The 18,493-nt window shown below is 72.9% G+C and carries 19 protein-coding genes; 11 read left to right on the plus strand and 8 right to left on the minus strand.

Features of this window, described 5'->3' with window-relative positions; genetic code table 11:
- Positions 1–93: 93 nt before the first annotated feature.
- The 4 genes from ABD250_RS11470 to ABD250_RS11485 all read left to right on the plus strand — a co-directional run bounded on the left by ABD250_RS11470 (position 94) and on the right by ABD250_RS11485 (position 3,407).
- Positions 94–690, plus strand: coding sequence for a rhodanese-like domain-containing protein (locus ABD250_RS11470; RefSeq protein ID WP_182659488.1), 597 nt, complete (start codon positions 94–96; stop codon positions 688–690).
- Between the two features lie 54 nt (positions 691–744).
- A complete protein-coding gene (locus ABD250_RS11475) occupies positions 745–1,626 on the plus strand; it encodes a sulfite exporter TauE/SafE family protein (RefSeq protein ID WP_182609803.1) in 882 nt (293 codons plus the stop codon).
- Positions 1,627–1,732: 106 nt separating this feature from the next.
- Positions 1,733–2,278 (plus strand): DUF421 domain-containing protein, encoded by a 546-nt coding sequence (locus ABD250_RS11480; protein ID WP_095718483.1) that lies wholly within the window; start codon positions 1,733–1,735, stop codon positions 2,276–2,278.
- A 322-nt stretch (positions 2,279–2,600) separates the two neighbouring features.
- Complete coding sequence (locus tag ABD250_RS11485) at positions 2,601–3,407, plus strand: linear amide C-N hydrolase (protein WP_344392348.1); 807 nt, start codon at positions 2,601–2,603, stop codon at positions 3,405–3,407.
- Positions 3,408–3,510: 103 nt separating this feature from the next.
- Here ABD250_RS11485 and ABD250_RS11490 read toward each other — a convergent pair whose 3' ends face one another.
- A complete protein-coding gene (locus ABD250_RS11490) occupies positions 3,511–4,380 on the minus strand; it encodes an oxygenase MpaB family protein (protein WP_182641648.1) in 870 nt (289 codons plus the stop codon).
- A gap of 210 nt (positions 4,381–4,590) precedes the next feature.
- Here ABD250_RS11490 and ABD250_RS11495 point away from each other — a divergent pair, with 210 nt between their 5' ends.
- The 4 genes from ABD250_RS11495 to ABD250_RS11510 all read left to right on the plus strand — a co-directional run bounded on the left by ABD250_RS11495 (position 4,591) and on the right by ABD250_RS11510 (position 8,247).
- Positions 4,591–5,394: an SIP domain-containing protein gene (locus tag ABD250_RS11495; protein WP_182609805.1), complete on the plus strand. Its 804-nt coding sequence runs from the start codon at positions 4,591–4,593 to the stop codon at positions 5,392–5,394.
- 104 nt (positions 5,395–5,498) lie between these two features.
- Complete coding sequence (locus tag ABD250_RS11500) at positions 5,499–6,482, plus strand: ABC transporter substrate-binding protein (protein WP_182659487.1); 984 nt, start codon at positions 5,499–5,501, stop codon at positions 6,480–6,482.
- Positions 6,479–7,453, plus strand: a complete 975-nt coding sequence (locus tag ABD250_RS11505; RefSeq protein WP_182618301.1) for an ABC transporter permease subunit — start codon at positions 6,479–6,481, stop codon at positions 7,451–7,453. Before ABD250_RS11500 ends, ABD250_RS11505 begins: the two co-directional genes overlap by 4 nt.
- A 2-nt stretch (positions 7,454–7,455) precedes the next feature.
- Positions 7,456–8,247 carry an ABC transporter ATP-binding protein gene (locus ABD250_RS11510; RefSeq protein ID WP_182609808.1) on the plus strand — a complete coding sequence of 264 codons (792 nt, stop codon included), beginning with the start codon at positions 7,456–7,458 and terminating at the stop codon, positions 8,245–8,247.
- Between the two features lie 134 nt (positions 8,248–8,381).
- Here the strand turns inward: ABD250_RS11510 and ABD250_RS11515 are convergent, their stop codons facing one another.
- The 6 genes from ABD250_RS11515 to ABD250_RS11540 form a co-directional block, all read right to left on the minus strand.
- A complete protein-coding gene (locus tag ABD250_RS11515) occupies positions 8,382–9,266 on the minus strand; it encodes a glycosyltransferase family 2 protein (RefSeq protein WP_344392354.1) in 885 nt (294 codons plus the stop codon).
- The gene (locus ABD250_RS11520; RefSeq protein ID WP_344392356.1) at positions 9,263–10,324 is read right to left on the minus strand and encodes a glycosyltransferase; all 1,062 of its coding nucleotides are present in this window, start codon (positions 10,322–10,324) and stop codon (positions 9,263–9,265) included. The genes ABD250_RS11515 and ABD250_RS11520 overlap by 4 nt, the downstream gene beginning before the upstream one ends.
- Positions 10,321–11,421 carry a glycosyltransferase gene (locus ABD250_RS11525; protein ID WP_344392358.1) on the minus strand — a complete coding sequence of 367 codons (1,101 nt, stop codon included), beginning with the start codon at positions 11,419–11,421 and terminating at the stop codon, positions 10,321–10,323. The genes ABD250_RS11520 and ABD250_RS11525 overlap by 4 nt, the downstream gene beginning before the upstream one ends.
- A 131-nt stretch (positions 11,422–11,552) precedes the next feature.
- The gene (locus ABD250_RS11530) at positions 11,553–12,881 is read right to left on the minus strand and encodes a glycosyltransferase (RefSeq protein WP_344392360.1); all 1,329 of its coding nucleotides are present in this window, start codon (positions 12,879–12,881) and stop codon (positions 11,553–11,555) included.
- Between the two features lie 26 nt (positions 12,882–12,907).
- Positions 12,908–13,972: a glycosyltransferase family protein gene (locus ABD250_RS11535; RefSeq protein ID WP_344392362.1), complete on the minus strand. Its 1,065-nt coding sequence runs from the start codon at positions 13,970–13,972 to the stop codon at positions 12,908–12,910.
- The gene (locus ABD250_RS11540; RefSeq protein ID WP_344392364.1) at positions 13,969–14,835 is read right to left on the minus strand and encodes a WcbI family polysaccharide biosynthesis putative acetyltransferase; all 867 of its coding nucleotides are present in this window, start codon (positions 14,833–14,835) and stop codon (positions 13,969–13,971) included. Before ABD250_RS11540 ends, ABD250_RS11535 begins: the two co-directional genes overlap by 4 nt.
- 61 nt (positions 14,836–14,896) lie before the next feature.
- On the opposite strand from ABD250_RS11540, the gene ABD250_RS11545 reads away from it, so the two are divergent.
- A complete protein-coding gene (locus tag ABD250_RS11545; RefSeq protein WP_344392366.1) occupies positions 14,897–16,126 on the plus strand; it encodes a glycosyltransferase in 1,230 nt (409 codons plus the stop codon).
- 140 nt (positions 16,127–16,266) lie between these two features.
- Here ABD250_RS11545 and ABD250_RS11550 read toward each other — a convergent pair whose 3' ends face one another.
- Entirely contained in the window at positions 16,267–16,944 is a 678-nt protein-coding gene (locus ABD250_RS11550) for a DNA alkylation repair protein (protein WP_344392370.1), read from the minus strand.
- A gap of 51 nt (positions 16,945–16,995) precedes the next feature.
- Here ABD250_RS11550 and ABD250_RS11555 point away from each other — a divergent pair, with 51 nt between their 5' ends.
- Together ABD250_RS11555 and ABD250_RS11560 are read left to right on the plus strand one after the other, a co-directional pair.
- Positions 16,996–17,253: a hypothetical protein gene (locus tag ABD250_RS11555; protein WP_179523789.1), complete on the plus strand. Its 258-nt coding sequence runs from the start codon at positions 16,996–16,998 to the stop codon at positions 17,251–17,253.
- Positions 17,254–17,256: 3 nt separating this feature from the next.
- Positions 17,257–18,489 carry an alpha/beta hydrolase gene (locus tag ABD250_RS11560; protein WP_344392373.1) on the plus strand — a complete coding sequence of 411 codons (1,233 nt, stop codon included), beginning with the start codon at positions 17,257–17,259 and terminating at the stop codon, positions 18,487–18,489.
- The last annotated feature ends 4 nt before the right edge of the window (positions 18,490–18,493 follow it).

An 18,493-nucleotide genomic window follows, 5' to 3' on the forward strand; every position in this document is an offset into this window, starting at 1 on the left:
CACACCCCGGGGGCCGGACCACCCGTCCGGCTCCCGGCCGCGCGGCGACCCGCCGCCACTCCGACTCCCCACACGAAAGGGCCGACACCACCCATGCTCTCCAGCCTCACCCACGCCCCGACCATCGCCCCGGCCGACCTGCGCGATGCGATGCACTCGGACACCCCGCCCACCGTCATCGACGTGCGATCCGGCGCCGAGTACTCCTCGGTCCACATCCGCGGCTCCTACAACGTGCCGCTGCCCCTGCTCGCCGAGCACGGGGAGGAGTTCGCCTCCCGCCTGCCCGGACAGGTCGTGTTGATCTGCCAGTCGGGCAACCGCGCCCGCCAGGCGGGCCAGCGCCTCGAGTCCGTGGGCGTGGACCCCGACTCGGTGACCGTCCTCGACGGCGGGATCGCCGCGTTCGAGTCCGCCGGCGGCGAGGTCGTCCGCGGCGCGGGCCCGTGGGCGATGGACCGGCAGGTCCGCATGGCCGCCGGCTCCCTCGTGCTGGTGGGCGTGACGGCCTCGAAGGTGCTCTCCCCGAAGTTCGCCTACCTCGCCGGCGCCATCGGGGCCGGGCTGACCTACTCCGCCGCGAGCAACTCCTGCGCCATGGCCGCCGCCCTGTCGAAGATGCCGTGGAACCGCTCGGCCGACGAGCCCGGACTCGGCTCCGTGCTCGACTCGCTGCCCGCCCGCTCCTGACCCACCCGACCCCCGACACCGGAACCGGCGCCCCGCCGGAGAAAGGCACCTGACATGGAGATCACCACGATCATCGTCGTGGCCCTGGCCGTCCTGGTCGGACTGTCCCTGGGCCTGCTCGGCGGGGGCGGTTCCATCCTCGTCGTCCCGCTGCTCACCTACATCGGCGGACTCGATCCCAAGGAGGCCATCGCCACCTCGCTGTTCGTCGTCGGCGCGACCTCGCTGGTCAGCCTGTTCGGCCACGCCCGCAAGGGCAACGTCCGGTGGCGCACCGGCCTGATCTTCGGCGCCGCCGGCATGGTCGGCGCGTTCGGCGGCGGGTTGGCCGGCGGCTACATCCCCGGCACCGTCCTGATGGTCGCCTTCGCGATCATGATGATCGCCACCGCGGGCGCCATGATCAAGGGCCGCAGGGACCGCGACGGCCAGAGCACCACCCATCACCACCCGCTGTGGCGGATCCTGCTCGACGGTCTCGTCGTGGGCGCCGCCACCGGACTGGTCGGTGCGGGCGGCGGATTCCTCGTCGTCCCGGCCCTGGTGCTCCTGGCGGGTCTATCGATGACCGTCGCGGTGGGCACGTCCCTGCTGGTCATCGCCATGAAATCCTTCGCCGGACTCGGCGGCTACCTCACCTCGGTCAGCCTGGACTGGCCGCTCGTCGCCGCCGTCACCGCCGCCGCCATCGCCGGTTCCTTCGTCGGCATCCGGCTCACCTCGGTCGTCCCGGAGAAGGCGCTGCGCAAGGGGTTCGGCTTCTTCGTCCTGCTCATGGGAGCCTTCGTCCTGTCCCAGGAACTGCCCTTCCCCGCCGCACCGATCATCCTGGGCACCGTCGCCATCCTGGGCACTGCCGCGGCCACCTGCCTCCTCGCCGCCAAGGACCGCTGCCCGCTGAGATCCGCCACTCCGATCGCCGCGCGGGCCTCGTGACGCGGAGCTGAACGGCCCCGACCGCACGGACCACGGCCCGTGCGGTCGGGGCCGTTCCCGTCGACGCCGGTTGTCCTCCGACCGCGGTGCGCGCACCATTCGCGTCATGGATACAACTCTGCTCTGGGACGGCTGGGAACCGGTCGTCCACTCCGTCGTCATGGTCGTGTGCGGTTTCGTCGCCCTGGTCGTGATCCTCCGGGTATCCGGCCCACGCACCATGGCCAAGATGACGCCCCTCGACTTCATCGTGGCGGTGACCATCGGTTCGGCGTTCGGGCGCACACTCACCGCCACCGAGGTGCCGCTGGCGCAGACGGTCCTGGTGTTGGCGCTACTCGTGGGCGTCCAGTGGTTGTTCGCGGCGGTCCGCGCGCGGTCTCCGCGCGTCCGGTCCCTGCTGGACAGCCCGCCGATCCTCCTCTATTACCAGGGACGGATGCAGGGCAGGGCGCTACGGAGCCACCGCCTTCTCGAGGAGGACGTCCACACCGCGGCCCGGCAATCCGGGAAGGGTTCGCTCGAGCAGGTCGCGGCGGTGATCCTCCAACAGGACGGCAGCCTGGGGGTCATCGGTCGCGACGATCTGGGCGACGCCTCGAGCCTCCTGCCCTTCACGGGCCGACACGACATCCGTGACAACGAGGGCTGATCGAGGGATAGCTCGAGGGATAAAGAAATCATCCCCGACCGGTGGCGTGAGGAATATCACATCGTTACGGCGACCCCACTGCGCTAGGGAAAGGCGGGGTCATGGATCAATTCAACCGGAGGGCCTTTCTCGCGCGGGCGTCCCTGTTCGGTGCATTCGTCAGCGCGGGCGTCGCGTTTCCGGGCGCCCTGAACGGCTCCCTCGAAGCGGTGGGACGAGCGAACGCCCAGGGCACGGGGAGTGCCGTCCTCGACGCGGTCGAGGAGTTCTCCCTGGACACCATGCGGGCGCTGTGTGTGATGGTCATGCCCGGACCCGACGAGTGGTCGAGGCAACAGGGCACGCCGCGCGAGGACCCGGGACCGATCGAGGTCGGCGGCGGCGAGTTCATGAAGGACCTGTTCGACAACTACCTCGCGATGGGCGACCAGCTGGCCCGACCGCTCGCGCTGGGACTCGGGACAGCTTCGCCACCGTCGCCGAGGCCGTGGAGTGGATGCGTCAGTCCCGGGTCCAGATCCGGACATCCGGAGACCCGGTCACCGGCACCACCGTCACCGTCCACCTGGCGCTCGACGACCGCAGCGGCGACTCGGCGATCATCGAGTACATCGACGGCGAGCCCCACATCTGGCATGACCGGTCCTACACGGTGATGACCAATTCGCCGCCGTTCGCAGAGCAGCTCGAACGCCTCCACGAGATCGAGGGCTTCGGCGGTGACCGCCCGCTCCCCGGGGGCACGGACGCCGACGAGAGGTTCGCCCGCGCGGCCTTCTACCTGGACCGGCTCCCGGCGCCCGCCGACCGGACGAGGGCTGTCGCGGAGCTGCTGAGCGTGATGCGCAACGCGTCCCAACCGTTCCGCGTGCCGGATCCCGACCACCCCAACGCCTCCACCACCCTGTGGCGGACCATCACCGACCACGTCGACGGTGTGTACGTCTTCGAGGACACCGGTCGGCCCAACATCGTCTGGGTCCGGCTGGACGGCCTCGATCTGTCCGAGGGCGCACCCGTGCGCAAGCTCGACCTGGTCGCCGACACCGGGCTCGAGGGGGGCCTCGTCGGAGAGGTCAGCGCGCACTTCGAGGCGACGGCCCCCATGGAGTTCCTCCGCGCATCCTGAGAACGGCTCCCGGGCGCCCCGCCCGTCGACAGCCCAGCCCGCCGGGTGCCCTGCCCGTCCCCAGCCCCGCCCGTCGGGCGCCCGGGGCGTGCGCGACCCGTTCTCAGAAGACGCCGACCCCCAGCCGTCGGCGCGCCCGCAGGTCCCACAGGTTGAGCGTGTAGACCACGCGCAGCGGCCTGGACAGGACCATGTCGAGCGCGGCCGCGAGGTTCACGAGGACCCGTCGGCGCCTGAGATCCCGAGGGGTGATCGTCCAGCGCATCTCGTCACGGATCCGCTCGGGGACCGCGAACTTGGTCATGGACAGACTCCACGGCCCCAGGGTCTTGTGCGCGAGTGTCCCCAGCTGCTTCATCCGGACCTCGAGGACCGTGAAGTCGGCGAGTGCCTGGAGGTACTCGCGGACGGTGTCGTCGATCCGGACGCCGTCGATGCCCTCGGCGAATCGTCGCTGGTACTCGGCCCAGGTCGACGGCCAGCGGGCCTCGGGCACGTTCAGGGTGGTCCCGAGCGGTCGCGCGAGTTCGATCACCCGGTCGAGCTCCGCCTCCGACAGCGGCCCGTGCACCATCTCCCACTGATCGGTGTAGTAGCGGACCAGACACAGCGCCACCCACGTCTGTGAGGCCGCGGAGTTGGCGTTGTAGCGGACCGGACTGGACCCGGTGGAGTAGACCTGCGCGTGGATCTGCCGCACCGCCTCGTGGAAGAACTTCCGGTCCTCCTGGTTCCCCAACGTGGCCACGGCGAGGTACTGGGCGGTGGTCCTCCCGCGCTTGATCGGGCGGAGGTCACCGCGGCCCCGGTCCACCCGGCTCTCGACCACGCCGTACCCGACGGCGGGGTCGGCGAGTTGCATCACCACGTTCGCGGCGGGGAGCCAGAACCACAGGTGCGTGGACAGGTCCGGGAGGTGCCGGATCCTCATCGGGTCGAGGCCTGCGTCGACGGATCGCGTTCCTGGGTTCATCACGTCACTCCCTGTGCACTGCGCGTGCCGCGCGATCATGTCGTATGTGGCCGAGTTTCAGATCACATATATCTTACATTGGGATGCGAGGGGAAGGAACCCACCGCTCGACCGCTCGACCGGGACGCCGGGACGCCGGGACGCCGGGACGCCGGGACGCCGGGACGCCGGGACTGGCAGGATAGGGTTGCCTAACTTAAGGAGGCCCCCGTGGCAGATGAGCGCAAGCGCCCCACCCCGACCACCCTCACCGTGCTGCGCACCGAGACGGTGAGCGCCCACATGGTCCGGGTCGTCCTCGGCGGCGCGGGGTTCGACGCCTTCGCCCCGCGCGCGGAGACCGACAGCTACGTCAAACTCGAACTGCCCTCCGAGGACGGCCCCGTGGTGCGGACCTACACCGTGCGTCGCGTCGACCTCCCGGCCCGCGAGATCTGGATCGACTTCGTCGTGCACGGAGACGCGGGCGTGGCGGGGCCGTGGGCCCGGACGGTCGCGCCCGGGACCGACGTCACCGTCCGGGGGCCGGGCGGCGGGTACCGTCCCGACCCCGAGGCGGACTTCCACCTCCTCGCCGGGGACGAGACCGCGGTCCCCGCGATCTCCGCCGCGCTGGAGGCCCTGCCCGAGGACTCGGTGGGAGCGGTGTTCCTGGAGGTGGGAGACGACGACGACGAGGTGTCGCTCACCGCTCCGGAGGGGGTGCGGATCACCTGGCTGCACCGCGGGACCCCCTCCACCCACGCCGGCCCCGGACGGATCGACGGCGACGCGCCGCTGGTCGTCGCCCTCCGCGAGATGCCGTGGCCGGACGGCGACGTGCAGGTGTTCGTGCACGGCGAGGCCGAGACCGTGATGAAGCATCTGCGCCCCCTGCTGCGCTCCGGACGCGGCGTCCCGGCCCGGCGGGCCTCGATCTCGGGATACTGGCGCCGGGGCCGCACTGAGGAGGGTTTCCGCACCTGGAAACGCGAGTTGGCGGAATCGGAGCCGGATCAGCAACCCGTGAGGTGAGTCCCGGGTTACGCGGTCGGTGTGACCCGGTACCCTCATGTGCCAGCACTGTTAACGCATCCGGCCCCTCACGCTCACCCGTGACCGTAGACAAGGCATGGCACATGGCATTCTCACGCGCGACGCTCTTCACCGGACTGGTGGCCACCTCGGCACTCGTCCTCGCAGGCTGCACCGGCGGCTCCGACGATGACGCCGCCGGTGGCGGCGGCGAGTCCTACACGATCGGCATCAACCAGCTCGTCCAGCACCCCGCTCTCGACGCGGCCACCGCGGGCTTCAAGGAGGCCTTCGCCGACGCCGGTGTCGAGGTGGAGTTCAACGAGCAGAACGCCAACGGTGAGCAGGCCACCGCGCTGACCATCGCGCAGCAGTTCGCCGCCGACGACCTGGACCTCGCGCTGGCGGTGGCGACCCCGGCCGCCCAGGCGATGGCCCAGAACATCATCAACATCCCACTGCTGTTCACCGCGGTCACCGACCCGGTCTCGGCCGAGCTCGTCGACTCGATGGAGGAGCCGGGCGCCAACGTCACCGGCACCTCGGACGCCGCGCCGATCGACGAGCAGCTCGAGCTGCTCAAGGAGATCGTCCCCGACGCCGAGCGCGTCGGCATCGTCTACGCCTCGGGCGAGGTCAACTCGCAGGTCCAGGTGGACCAGGCCGAGGAGGCCGCCGGCCCGCTCGACCTGGAGATCGTCACCCAGACCGTCACCTCGGTCAACGAGATCCAGCAGGCCGTCGAGGCGCTCGGCGACGTCGACGCGATCTACGTACCGACCGACAACATGGTCGTCTCCGGTATCGCGGCTCTCGTCCAGGTGGCCGAGAGCAAGCAGATCCCCGTGATCGCCGCGGAGGAGGGCACCGTCTTGGGCGGCGCCGTCGCCACGCTGGGAATCGATTACACCGAGTTGGGCCGCCAGACGGGCGAGATGGCGCTGCGCATGCTGCGCGACGGCGAGGACCCGGCCACGATGCCCGTGGAGACCGCCGCCGAGTTCACCTACGTGGTCAACGAGGACGCCGCGGAGCGCCAGGGCGTCACCATCCCGGAGGACATCCTCGCCGAGGCTGAGAAGAAGTGATCGGCGCCGTCGAGGTAGGCCTCATCTACGGGGTCATGGCGCTGGGGGTCTTCCTGACCTTCCGCGTTCTCAACTTCCCCGACCTCACCGTCGACGGCAGCTTCACCACCGGTGCCGCCACCGCGGCGACGGGCATTCTCGCAGGCTGGAACCCGGTGCTCGCGACCCTCGCGGGTTTCGTCACCGGGTTCCTGGCCGGGATCATCACCGGCCTGCTGCACACCAAGGGCAAGATCGACGGCCTCCTGGCCGGGATCCTCACCATGATCGGGCTGTGGTCGGTCAACCTGCGGATCATGGGAAGCGCGAACGCGCCGTTGCTGCGGCAGGACCACGCGTTCACCCCGCTGCGCGAAGCCGGCATCCTCGGCACCTGGGGTGGCGTCGCCATCCTCGCGGTGGCCGTGGGACTGCTCGGCCTCGTCGTCGTCTGGTTCCTCACCACGAACCTGGGACTATCGATCCGCGCCACGGGCGACAACGGTCCGATGATCTCCTCGTTCGGTGTCTCCACCGACTTCACCAAGACCCTCACCCTCGCCCTGTCCAACGGCCTCGTGGGCATGTGCGGCGCGCTGTTGGCGCAGTATCGGGGCTTCGCCGACATCTCGATGGGCATCGGCCTGATCCTCGTGGGTCTGGCCTCGGTCATCCTGGGCCAGGCGATCCTCGGCCAGCGCAGGCTGTGGCTCGCGGTGTACGCCGTGATCGTGGGCGCGGTCCTGTACCAGCTCATCATCGCCATCGCGCTCGAGGTGGGGCTCAACCCGAACGACATGAGGGCGGTCACGGCCGTGCTCGTGGTGATAGCGCTTCTCGCGCCCAAGTGGAAATCCATGGGTGGTCGGTTCGGGCGCAAGCCCACGACCGCGGTCGCCGCGAACGAGCGCGCGGTGGCGGGCGCCGGGACCGCCGTCGACGCCGGGCCCGAGTCCGCCGACACCGCCGCGACCGGCGCCAAGGAGACCTGACGATGCTGACAGTCACCGATGTGTCCAAGACCTTCTTCCCGGGCACCGTCAACGAGCGCCGCGCACTCCACGGTCTCAGCCTCACGATGGCCGAGGGCGACTTCGTCACCGTGATCGGCTCCAACGGCGCCGGCAAGTCGACCCTGCTCAACGCCGTGTCCGGCCGGTTGATCGCCGACGGCGGCAGCATTCAGATCGACGGCAAGGACGTCACCCGGTTGCCCGATCACAAGCGCGCGAAGTACGTGGGCCGCGTCTTCCAGGACCCGCTGGCCGGGACCGCGCCCACCCTCACCATCGAGGAGAACCTGTCGCTCGCGGTCCTGCGGGGCAGGCGACGTGGACTCGGCCCCAGCCTGAACAAGAAGCGCCGCGCGCAGTTCGCCGACCAGCTCGCCATGCTCGAGCTGGGTCTCGAGGACCGGCTCACCGCCAAGGTCGGGTTGCTCTCGGGAGGCCAGCGACAGGCGCTCTCGCTCCTCATGGCCGGGTTCACCCAACCGCGGATCATGCTGCTCGACGAACACACCGCGGCCCTGGACCCGCAGCGGGCCGAGCTGGTCACCACGATCACCGAACGGATCGTCCGCGAGGGCGGGCTCACCACGCTCATGGTCACGCACAACATGGAGCAGGCCATCCGGCTGGGCAACCGGCTGATCATGATGCACGAGGGCCGGATCGTCTACGAGGCCGACGACCAGAAGAAGGCGTCGCTCACCGTGCAGGACCTGCTCAAGGAGTTCGCCAACATCAAGGGCGCGACGCTGTCCGACAAGGCGTTCCTGGGCTGAGGCCCCGCCTGGCCCCGCCGCCTCGGCCGGCCCGCCGCCTCGGCCGGCCCGCCGCCCGCCCGGCCCCCATCGAAAAGGGCGTTCCGCACACCCCCCTCTCGGGCGATGCGGTCCGAACGCTCTTCCCGTCGGGGTCAGCCCTCGATTCCGGGGCGGTGGTCCTCAGCGTGCCGATCTGCGGGCACCGCCTCCCAGCCGTCGCCGCGACGGCGGACCAGGCCCCTCCGCTCGAACTCCTCGAACCACCCCGGGGCCGGCCACTCACCCCACCGCTCGGCGTAGTGGGCACCGTTGCGCAGCAGGTCCGCCAGGTGCTCCACCGGCGGAGACGACACGGGATGCCACCGGTGGTAGGCGTGGGCGCCTGCCACCAGCACCACCGGGACCCGCCGGTACAACAGCCGGCGCCCGAAGTCGGTGTCCTCCGCGCCGTAGCCCGTGTACTGCTCGTCGAACCCGCCGAAGTCCGTGCGGAGCCGTGTCCAGAGGTCGGTGTGCAGGGCGAAGGACAGCGACCAGAACATCCCGAACTCGTCCGCCTCGAGCCGCCGGACGCCGTGCTCCGGGAACGGCCGCGCAGCGTGCGGGTCGGTGAGGCCCGCCAGATCTGCGGGGTCCGGTGCCCCCGCGGATTCGGACAGGTAGGTGACCGGGCCCACCCCCACCGCATCAGACGGGAGCTCGGCGTACCGGGACCCCAGGTCCGGGCCCGGCATGCAGTCGACGTCCAGGAAGACGACCAGGTCGGCGCCGGCCTCCACCGCCCGGTCCCCGCCCGTGTTCCGGCAGCGGGCCACCGGCAGGTCCTCCCCCGCCGGGACCTCGAGTGGATCCGCGCCGTCCGCGACGAGTTCGGTCGCCAGACCCGCGCTCCCGGGCCGTTCGGGCAACACCACCACGTGGCGGGCGTCGGGTAGGTGCGCGGCCAGTGCCCGCCGCTGGGACCACAGATGCCCGGCCCGCGCCGGCGTGCACACGGTCACCACGGCAACGGACGACGGGGCGGGATCGGACGTCATCGGGCACCGACCTCCGAGTCCGCCGCGACCGTCTCCAGCACCGCCGCCAGACGCTCGGCAGCGCCGTCGATCTCCCACGCCTCCCGCAGACCGGAGCCCGCCCCGGGCGTCGACCGGGACCGTTCGAGAGTCCGCCGCACCGCGCTGACGAGGTGCTCGACGGAGGAGTCACGTCCGACAACGGCGCCGTGTCCGAGGGCCTCGAGTCTCCCGGCGGTGTCATCCTGCTCGGCGAAGGGCCGCTCCTCGGGGACCGCCACCACGTGGGCGTCCGCGGCGGCGAGGTCGGCCACCGAGCTCTGGCCGGCTGCGCTGATCACCACGTCGGCACGGCACAGTTCGGTCCACGGGTCGGCGACCCAGCGGCCGCCGGGGCCGCCGAGCTCGACCCACTCCACCTCGCCGAGCTCCGCGCGGACGGCATCCCACCGCTGGTCGCGGCCGGATCCCCCGCTACCGCGGAGGTGCAGCACCCGCGGTCGACCCTGCCCCCTGCCGGCCGGTTCGGGCGTGCGGCCGGCGAAGCGCGAGACCCCGCCCACCGGAATCACGGGCTCGGTCGCCCCGGCGGGAACGGGCGCCCCCGCCGAGCGCGGCCACCCGGCGACCAGCGCCGAGCAGACGCCGTGCGCCAGGGTGTGGGGGGCGTCGTCGCGCCGGCCGGGGAGAACGGTGGAGACCACGGGCGTTCCCGTCAGGCGGGTGGCCAGCGTGACCTCGACCGAGATGTCGGTCCACATCACGGTCGGCCGGTGGGTGTCGATCCACCCGGTCAGCAAGGCCGTGCGCCGCCGCAGACCCGACTGGCGCAGCGGGGCCCAGTGCAGGCGTCCACCGGCGGTCGGCTCGAGGGCCGGGTCGACGGTCCCGGCCACGGCGCCCGGACCGTCGTGGTCCAGGGGAAGCGGAAGTACGTGGATGCGAGAGGGATCCGGGTTCCCGCCGGCGCCGACGTCCGCGGAGGTGAGGATGGTGACGTCGTCGTCCATCGCGGCGGCCACGGCGAACGCGCGCTGGAGGTGCCCGCTGCCGTGGTGGTGGGCGTACACCCCGATCACGAGGCGGCCCCGACCGGAAGTCCTCTCAGCTGCGCCTCGACCCGGTCGATCCGCCGCTCGTGGGAGAACGCGGCGGCGGCCGCACGCGCTGTGGCCACCCGGTCGAGGGTCAGGGCCGCGGGGATGGCCGCGGACAGGGCGGAGGCCGGGTCGCGGCCCGGGTCGACCAGCACCACGCCGGGTTGGCCGCTGAGGATCTCGCGGATCCCGCCGCGGGCGAGTGCGACGACCGGGGTCCCGCAGGCCAGCGCCTCGACGGCGGTCAGCCCGAAGGGCTCCTCCCAACACGGGGTCACCAGGGCCACCGAGGCCCCCGCGACCAGCGGGACCAGCGAGTCGCGCCCGAGCGTGCCGTGGAAGCGGACCGATCCGCCGGCGTCACGAAGTCGCGGCGCCAGGACTCTACGCATGTATCGGTCATCGCCGATCCGACCGGCCAGGTCGAGGGTCATCCCGGCGCGCAGCGCGGCGTCGACCGCGAGGTGCGGCGCCTTCTCCGGCACGATGCGCCCGGACCAGACCGCGCGTGGCGGGGTCGCGCTCGTGGCGCGTGGCCGCCAGATCCGCGTGTCCACCCCGTTGGGGACCACCTCCGCACCCTGGGGCACCCGCCACGAGCCGAGGACCGAACGACTGACGGCCTGGACCATCCCCGTGGACCCGCCGAGCCGGTCAAAGGCGTCCTGCATCGGGGCGAGCCGCGGGCAGTGCAGCGTGGTGATCATGCGGGCCTCCACGTCCGCGGCCCGGGTCAGGGGGACGTGGCTGAGGCTGTGGTTGAGGATCACGTCGAACCCGGAGCCGGCGAGGTGGTCCATCAACCTGTGGAACTCGTCGGCGTCCGCCTCGTAGCCGCCCGGGGGGTAGAAACTGTCCCCGAAACCGGTGACGCCGGACATCGCCGTGAACTCGAACCGGGGATCGTGACCCTCGCTACCGGCGGCGGCGAACAGGGTCACGCGGTGCCCACGCGCTCTCAGGGCGGCGACCTCCTTGGCCACCACCACCTCGAGCCCACCGGCGTAGGGCTCGCGGATGGGGAACCGCGAAGGGCCTATCACCGCGATGCTCATCGGGTCGTCGTTCTGGGCGTCCACGGGCCCCCTCTCGCTTCTGTCCTGCCGGCCGCTCCGGCGGGTCCGGGTGTTCCCGATCTCGGTCGGTTCTCCCCGATCTCAGATGGTGACCCCCCGGGGGGCCTGCCGCCACCGGAGGGGCGGCGGCGGGGTCACCAGCCTCCGACGATCCGCTCGAGCCGCACCCCCTCGCCGTCCGCTCCGAACGGCGTGACCCCCAGGTCCGCGGCCGGGATCGCGACCGGTTCGTCGGGGCGATCACCCCAGAAGTGCTCGCGGGCCAGGGCGCGCGAGGTGCGGACCCGCGCGAGGACGCGGCCCTCGTCGTCGTCGAGGGTGACGCTCCCCACGGGTGGGCACAGGGCGCGCAACCGGTCCGGGTCGAGCCCCCCGAGCGAGCAGGGACGGAGGATGTCGACCAGGACCTCGGGACGACGACGAGGTCCCGCCCCACTCGTCCCCGGTTCCCACCACCGGCCGCGCGCGGCGAGCCTGACCCGGGGGTCGGCGGCGAAGAGTCCGGCGATCTCCGCCGCGTCGGTGCCCGCGGGGTCGGCGGTCACGGACACGTCGCCCCAGCGCAGCAGCGAGGCGCAGGTCGCCGCCTCGGCCCCGCTCCCCGCGTCACCCGCGTGGACGTGCGCGGCGACGAGTGGGACCTGGAAGATGCCGCCGGCCGGACGGGTGAGCGGGGAGACGATGAGGGGTGCCAGGCGGGCGGTCTCGGCGTTCTTCTGGGCGAGGTGACCGGGGTCGTCCTCTGCGCGGCCACCCCAGTCCGGGCCGTCGTGCCAGGCCACGGCGTCGGGGACGTAACGCAGCCGGCCGCCGGCCTGTTCGCAGCGCCAGGCCAGGTCCCAGTCCTCGCCGCCGTAGCCGACGATGTCGGGATCGAACCCGCCGGACAGGTCGTAGAGGCGCCGGTGCAGTCCGCACACCGCCGAGAGGACGCCGCGCCACAGGCCCGCGCGCCACCCGCCGGCGTCGTGGGTGAGGTCGTCGGTCTCGGCGTAGAACGAGGCGGGCCAGGCGGGGTCGGGCAGGACCTCGGTCGGCTCGGGGTCTGGTGTCGGGGGGTCGGTCAGCTCGGCGTCTGCCAGCGCGGCGTCGGACCTACCCGGGGCCGCGAACCGCCCGTACCGCCTCCGCCCCACCACCAGCAGGTCCGGATTCTGCTCGAGCGCGGCGAGCAGGGCGGCCACGTAGCCGGGGTCGGGGACGGTGTCGCCGTCGAGGAACAGGATCACCTCGCCGTCCCCGGCCCGCGCCCCCAGATGACGTGCGGCGGAGGCCCGGAACCCCAGATCGTCCTGCCTGACCACGGTCACCTCGGGCGGGACGGTGGGCGGGGTGGGTGAACCGTCGTCGGCGACGATCACCCGCGGCGTCCGGGCGAGGCCCGTCTGGCGACTCAGGGCCGCCAGGATCCGATCGAGCATCCGCTGGTCCCGGTAATACGGGATCACCACGTCGACGCTCATCGGTCGCGTTCTCCTCGGTCCCACGCTCATGCGGACCAGCTCTCCCACGCGCGCAGGTACGCCCGCCCCAGCTCCGCCAGCTCCGGTCCGGGCGGGTCGACGCGGGTCGGGGCGGGGTCGTCGAGCAGTCGTTTCAACTCACCCGGGAGGTCGGTGGCATCGGTGAGCAGCAGGGATCCGGGCCGCCTGCGCTCCATCTCCCGGGTGTAGTCCGAGGCGCTGACGAGCGGGCGGCGGCCGGCGGCGGACCAGGTGTTGATCGACCCCGAGGCCGACACGTTGCGGAACAGCGCGACGGGCACGGTCACCTCGCCGAGGACGCGGGCGAGGTCGTCGTCGTCGATACGTCCGGTCAGCTCGGCACGACCACCCGCCGCCCGGACGGTCTCGAGTGCGGCCCGCACGTAGTCCTCGTGGCCGTCGGCGGGCGCACCGAGCAGGCGCAGCGTCACCACGTGGTCACCGGCGGCGGCGAGCTCGGCGACCGCCTGTGCCACCAGGTCCACGGCCTTGCCGGGATGCAGGAAACCGAAGACGCCCACGGACCGCTCGTCCGGCCGGCTCTGGTCGGGGGACGAGCCCGCGCGGCCGAGGTCGGGGACCGGCAGGGGGATCACAGCGTCGACGGCGATGCCCGCCGCCTCGCAGAGGTGGCGCTCGTGCTCGGAACTCACCACCACCAGCCCCGCGGCCGCCGCGATCCGCTGGTAGGCCCGGGCCCGGCGCCGACACCGCTCGGCGCCCTCGGCCGGCTGCGGGAGGTCGTGGAGCGTCACGGCCACCGGGCGGTCCCGGGCCATCGATTCGACGGTGTCGGCCGCCTCGTCCGGCGTCGGCCCGAACAGCGCGTCCGTGATGTGCAGGTGCACGGGCCCGCCGGGGTGTGCGGCCAGGGCGTCGGCCAGCCGGGCCACGTCCGGCACCTCGAGCAGTGGGGTCCCGGCGGCGTGCGCGCAGTCGGCGGCGAACCTGGTCACCCCGTGCGCCGGCGGGCCGAGAGCGACGGTCAGCGGCGGGGACGGCGGGTCGGCCGACTGCGGGGTCTGCGGGTCGGCCGACTGCGGGGTCTGCGGGTTCTGCGGGTCGGTCACGTGAGCCCCAGCAGTTCGATCCGGTCGGCGTGGCGCCGCAGCCCCTCCTCGACCACCCCCGGGGTGGACGCGTACCAGGCCAGGTGCGCCTGGGTGACCTCGTCACCGGGGACGCTGACGCCGTCGACCACCCAGTCGCGGGGGCCGGTCTCCGGGAGGCCGAGTTCACGCTCGACCGCCGGGTCCACGGGCGCCCGCGTGGCGCCGAGCGGCTCCCGGTCGCCGATGCGCGGCGGGTCGTCGATCAGCCCCGGGGGCAGTGCCGCGAGGACACGGTCGAACACCTCCTGCAGGGTGTGGCGGTCCGGGTGGTTGATGGTGTGCCAGCGTGGGACGCCCTCGAGCAGATCCGAGGCGATCAGGGTGCCGTGGGCCTCCTCGCGGGTGCGCAGCGCCTCCACGGATTCCCGCGCCGCCGCGAGCGCCTGACCGGGGTCGGGCGCGGCGCCGAGCACGTCCAGGTCGCCCGTCGCGGCGGCCACGATCGCCCGGAGGTCGTGGTACGGCGCGATCGGCGGCACGAGTGAGCGATCGTGCGGCGGCCGGACCAGCACCTGGTACGGGTGCAGCCCGGCGTACCGCAGGACCGGCACCAGCACCACGGTCGCCGAGGCCGGCAATCGTGCGGAGAGCTGGCGGTGGCCGAGGGGCAGCTCGCGGTAGTCATCGCGGACGGGCTGGACGATGAGCACGTCGGTGCGCGCGAGGTCGGCGTGCAGGTCCGGCAGGTCGCGGGCCGTCATCTCGTACACCGGCCGCACATCCCTCACCGTCAGGCCCTCGGCGGAACGCAGCAGGTCACGGTAGACGTCGGCCTGGCAGTTGCCGATCACCATGACGGAAGGCTGGGTGGGGGTGGTCACCGAGCCGAGCGTAGGCAGGGCCCCAGGTGGCGGCAACCGGCGGACGTGGCACGGTGGCGGGGTGACCTCCAGTACCTCCCCGACCTCGGCCCCGCTGCGGGTCCGGTCGATCCCCGCCGGCCACGACTACGTGCGCCACGCTGTCGGCCGCGCCGCCGACCCCACCAGCGGTGGAGCACCCGGAGTCGCAACGGACCCCACCAGCGGTGCCGCAACCGACCCGGCGGGGATCGTGGTGCTCGCCGATCCCCTGCTCGATCCGGCCGAACCGTCGCGGTGGTGGCCGCACCCCGCGCTCGAGGCCGCTGAGCGTCCCGAGGTGCTGGACGGTGCCGACCTCGTCCACGTGCACTTCGGCTACGAGCACCGCAGCCCGGCTCAGGTGGCGGAGTTCGTCGCCGCGGTCCGGTCACGGGGGTCACCCCTGGTGGTGACCGTGCACGACCTGACCAATCCCCACGAGGCGGACCCGGCCGCGCATCTCGAGCGCACCGGGCACCTGGTGCTCGGAGCCGACGCGGTCGTCACGCTGACCGCGGGCGCGGCGGGCGAGATACGTCGGCGTTGGGGGGTGGACTCGCAGGTCATCCCGCATCCCCGGCTCATGCCGGTCGGGGTCACCGAGCCGTACCGGTTGCGCCGCCTCGAGCAGGCCGGTCACCCCGGGCCGCACACCGCACGGCCACCCGGGCGGCGGACCGTCGGCGTCGTGCTGGGCTCGCTGCGTGCCGGGGTCGCCGCCGAGGGCCTGCTTCCACAGCTGGCGGACGCACTGCCCGCCGGTGCCGACCTGGTGGTGATGGTTCGCTCGGATGCCCTCGCGGCAGCCCACGCTCCCGGCCACGCCCGGCATGAGGCGGCACTCGCCCTGGACACGCTCGCCGAGCGTCCGGACGTCGAGGTCCGCTCCCACGACCTGCTGACCGATGACGAGCTGTGCCGGGCCCTGGCGGGGTTCGACGCCCTGGTCCTGCCCCACCGCCACGGGACGCACTCCGGATGGCTGGAGCTGTGCCGGGATCTGGGCCTGCCGCCGGTCATCCCGCGCGTCGGCTACCTGGTCGAGCAGTGGGGTTCGCCGGCGGGCTCCTACGACCCCGCAGACCCGACCGTCACGGAACTACGCCGGGGACTGTCGACCGCCCTGGGCGGCCCACCGGTCCCCGCTCGGGCGGCCGATGCCGAGGACGGTGCGGTCGCCGCGGCCCACGCAGCGCTCTACCGTGCCGCGCGCGCCGCCGTCGCCTCTCGTCGCGGGGTCGATTCCGATCACGTTTTCCCAAGAGACTGAGCCGGATTGCCCACGTTTGCGACCACTCGCCGCGGGGGCCGGCCGGGCGGGCGCGGCCGGGCGGGCGCGGCCGGGCCGGGCGCGGCCGGGCCGGGCGGGCGGGTGCTGGCGCCGGGCCGAGCGAGGGCGAGCGCCGGGACTCAGCCCCCGGTACGGCGCACCATCTCGCCGATCCACTCCGGCGCGTAGGGCGAGGTGCAGCCCGCGGGCGTCGGGTAGTCGCGGAGCACCCCGAGTCGCTCGCCGATCTCCAGCGCGCGCGCCCGCAGGTCTACATTCCGGATCCCGATCTGGGCGAGGCACGTGTTCATCTCCCACTGCAGCCGTTCGTGCGCGTCGGCCATCTCGGCCTCGATCGCGTCCAGCAGCCCGGACGAGTCCAATCCGTCCGGCTTCTTGACCACCCTGTCGGCGGTGAGCGCCCACCCGGCGGCGGCGACCACCGGATCGGGATCACCCAGCCACTCCAGGCGCAGTTGTTCGGCGTGCGGTCCCTTCATCACCACGTACCCGACCAGCCAGTCGTGCACCTTGCGGGTGCGGGCCTCGCGCAGCATCGCGTCCAGCTGACCCCCGGAGAACTCCTTGGGGCGGCAGATCAGCAGCGCGAGCAGGCGCGCCGCCGAGTCGCCGGTGGCCCACAGTTCCTCCGCGAACGACTGGTTCTTCTTGATCCGCTTGGCCACCCCGCGCAGCGTGGTCAGGTTGACCCCGTGGTCGTCACCGTGCCGCTCGTTGACTGCCAGGATCCTGGGGTCCTCCAGCGCGGCCAGCTCGGCCATCACCTCGTCGAGGTCCGGCTCGCTCGTCGTGGTCATATCGGTCTCCTCCTCCGCGCCGCCCCGCGCCCACGGTCCTATACTCGCCGGATGCGCCTGCGGAGCATCCGTCCCGACCTGCTCGACCGCGCCGCGCCGGTCGCCGGGTGGCGTGAGGGACTCCTGGCTCAGAAGGTACTCCGCGGGCTCACCGAGGGCCATCACCGTCGCCCGCGGCCGGGACGCGTCCGCGCGATGCCGGATCCGGCCCGGCTCGGCCGACTCACGTCGCCGCGGCCCCACCCGACGTTCGATCTCGTCCCCGGCCCGGTCGCGGCCCGGGATCGCCCACCCCACCCGGAGGCCTGACCCGTGCTGCCGCTGCTCCTCGTCCCGCCCGCCCTCTCCACCGCCCTGGCCCTGAGCCCGGTGCGCGCCCCGTTCCCCGCCGCGGCCGCGGGGTGGGCGATCGGCCTCCCGGCGTTGGAGATGCCTCTCCACGTGGGGGTGGGCGTGGCGGCGGTGACGGCCACGCGACTGGCTCGCCGCCCGGTCACCGGAACCGACCTCGCGGGAGCGGGGTTGGCCGCCCTGACCTGCGCCGGGCTGGCCTTGGTGCAGGCCAGGCAGCTCGCCGCGCGCGGCGCCCTGGAGCGGGCGATCGACGAGTCCGCGCGGGCGGACGCGGGGCCCGGCGCGTCGGCACCCGACGGGCGGCCCGGGTCGGTCCCCGTCGACCGACCCGAGCCGGGAGACGCCGGTGGGGCGACGAAGACGAGGTCCGCAGCCCGCCACCGCACGCCGTGGCGGACGGTGCTCCTCCAGCCGTGGCCCCTCCGGCCGCGCGGCGTCGAGGCCCGCACCCACCTCGCCTACGGACCTGACGCCCGCGCGACCCGGTTCGACCTCTACACCGGGAGAGGGACCGAGAGCGTGCGCGGGGTGCTGATCCACATCCACGGCGGGCACTTCCGCGCGGGCGGGCCGAGCCGGGAGTCGCGGGCGATGCTCTTCGACCACGCGCTCCGCGGCTGGGCCGCGATCAGCACCACCTACCACCTCTCGTCCACGCCGGAGGCGGGCTTCCCCCAGCACCTGGTGGACGTCAAGAGGCTGATCCGCTGGATCCGCACGGAGGGCCCCGCGCACGGTATCCCGGCGGACGCCCCGATCGTTGTGGCGGGCAGCTCGGCCGGCGCGCACATCGCCATGATGACCGCTCTGACCGCCGGCGACCCGAGATTCCAACCCGGCTTCGAGGACCTGGACACCTCCCTGGCGGGTGCGATCGGGCTCTACGGCTACTACGGCCGTCTGGGCGCGGGCACGAAGGACGTCTCCGACCCGGTCCGCCACCCGGCGGAGGGCGCGCCCCCGATCGCGATCATCCACGGTACCGACGACATGTACACCCCGGTCAAGGGTTCGCGCAGGCTGGTGCGGCACCTGCGGGGCGGGTCGTCGAACCCCGTGGTCTACGCCGAGCTCCCCGGCGCGCAGCACGGGTTCGACGCGGTGCAGTCCGCCCGCTACCTCGCGGTGATCGCGGCGCTCCGGAGGTTCACCGAGCCCCTCGCCGGGTCGGGCGTAATGTCGCCTCGGTGACGAC

Origin of the sequence: Dietzia cercidiphylli, from assembly GCF_039531545.1 — a bacterium.
Classification (GTDB): domain Bacteria; phylum Actinomycetota; class Actinomycetes; order Mycobacteriales; family Mycobacteriaceae; genus Dietzia; species Dietzia natronolimnaea.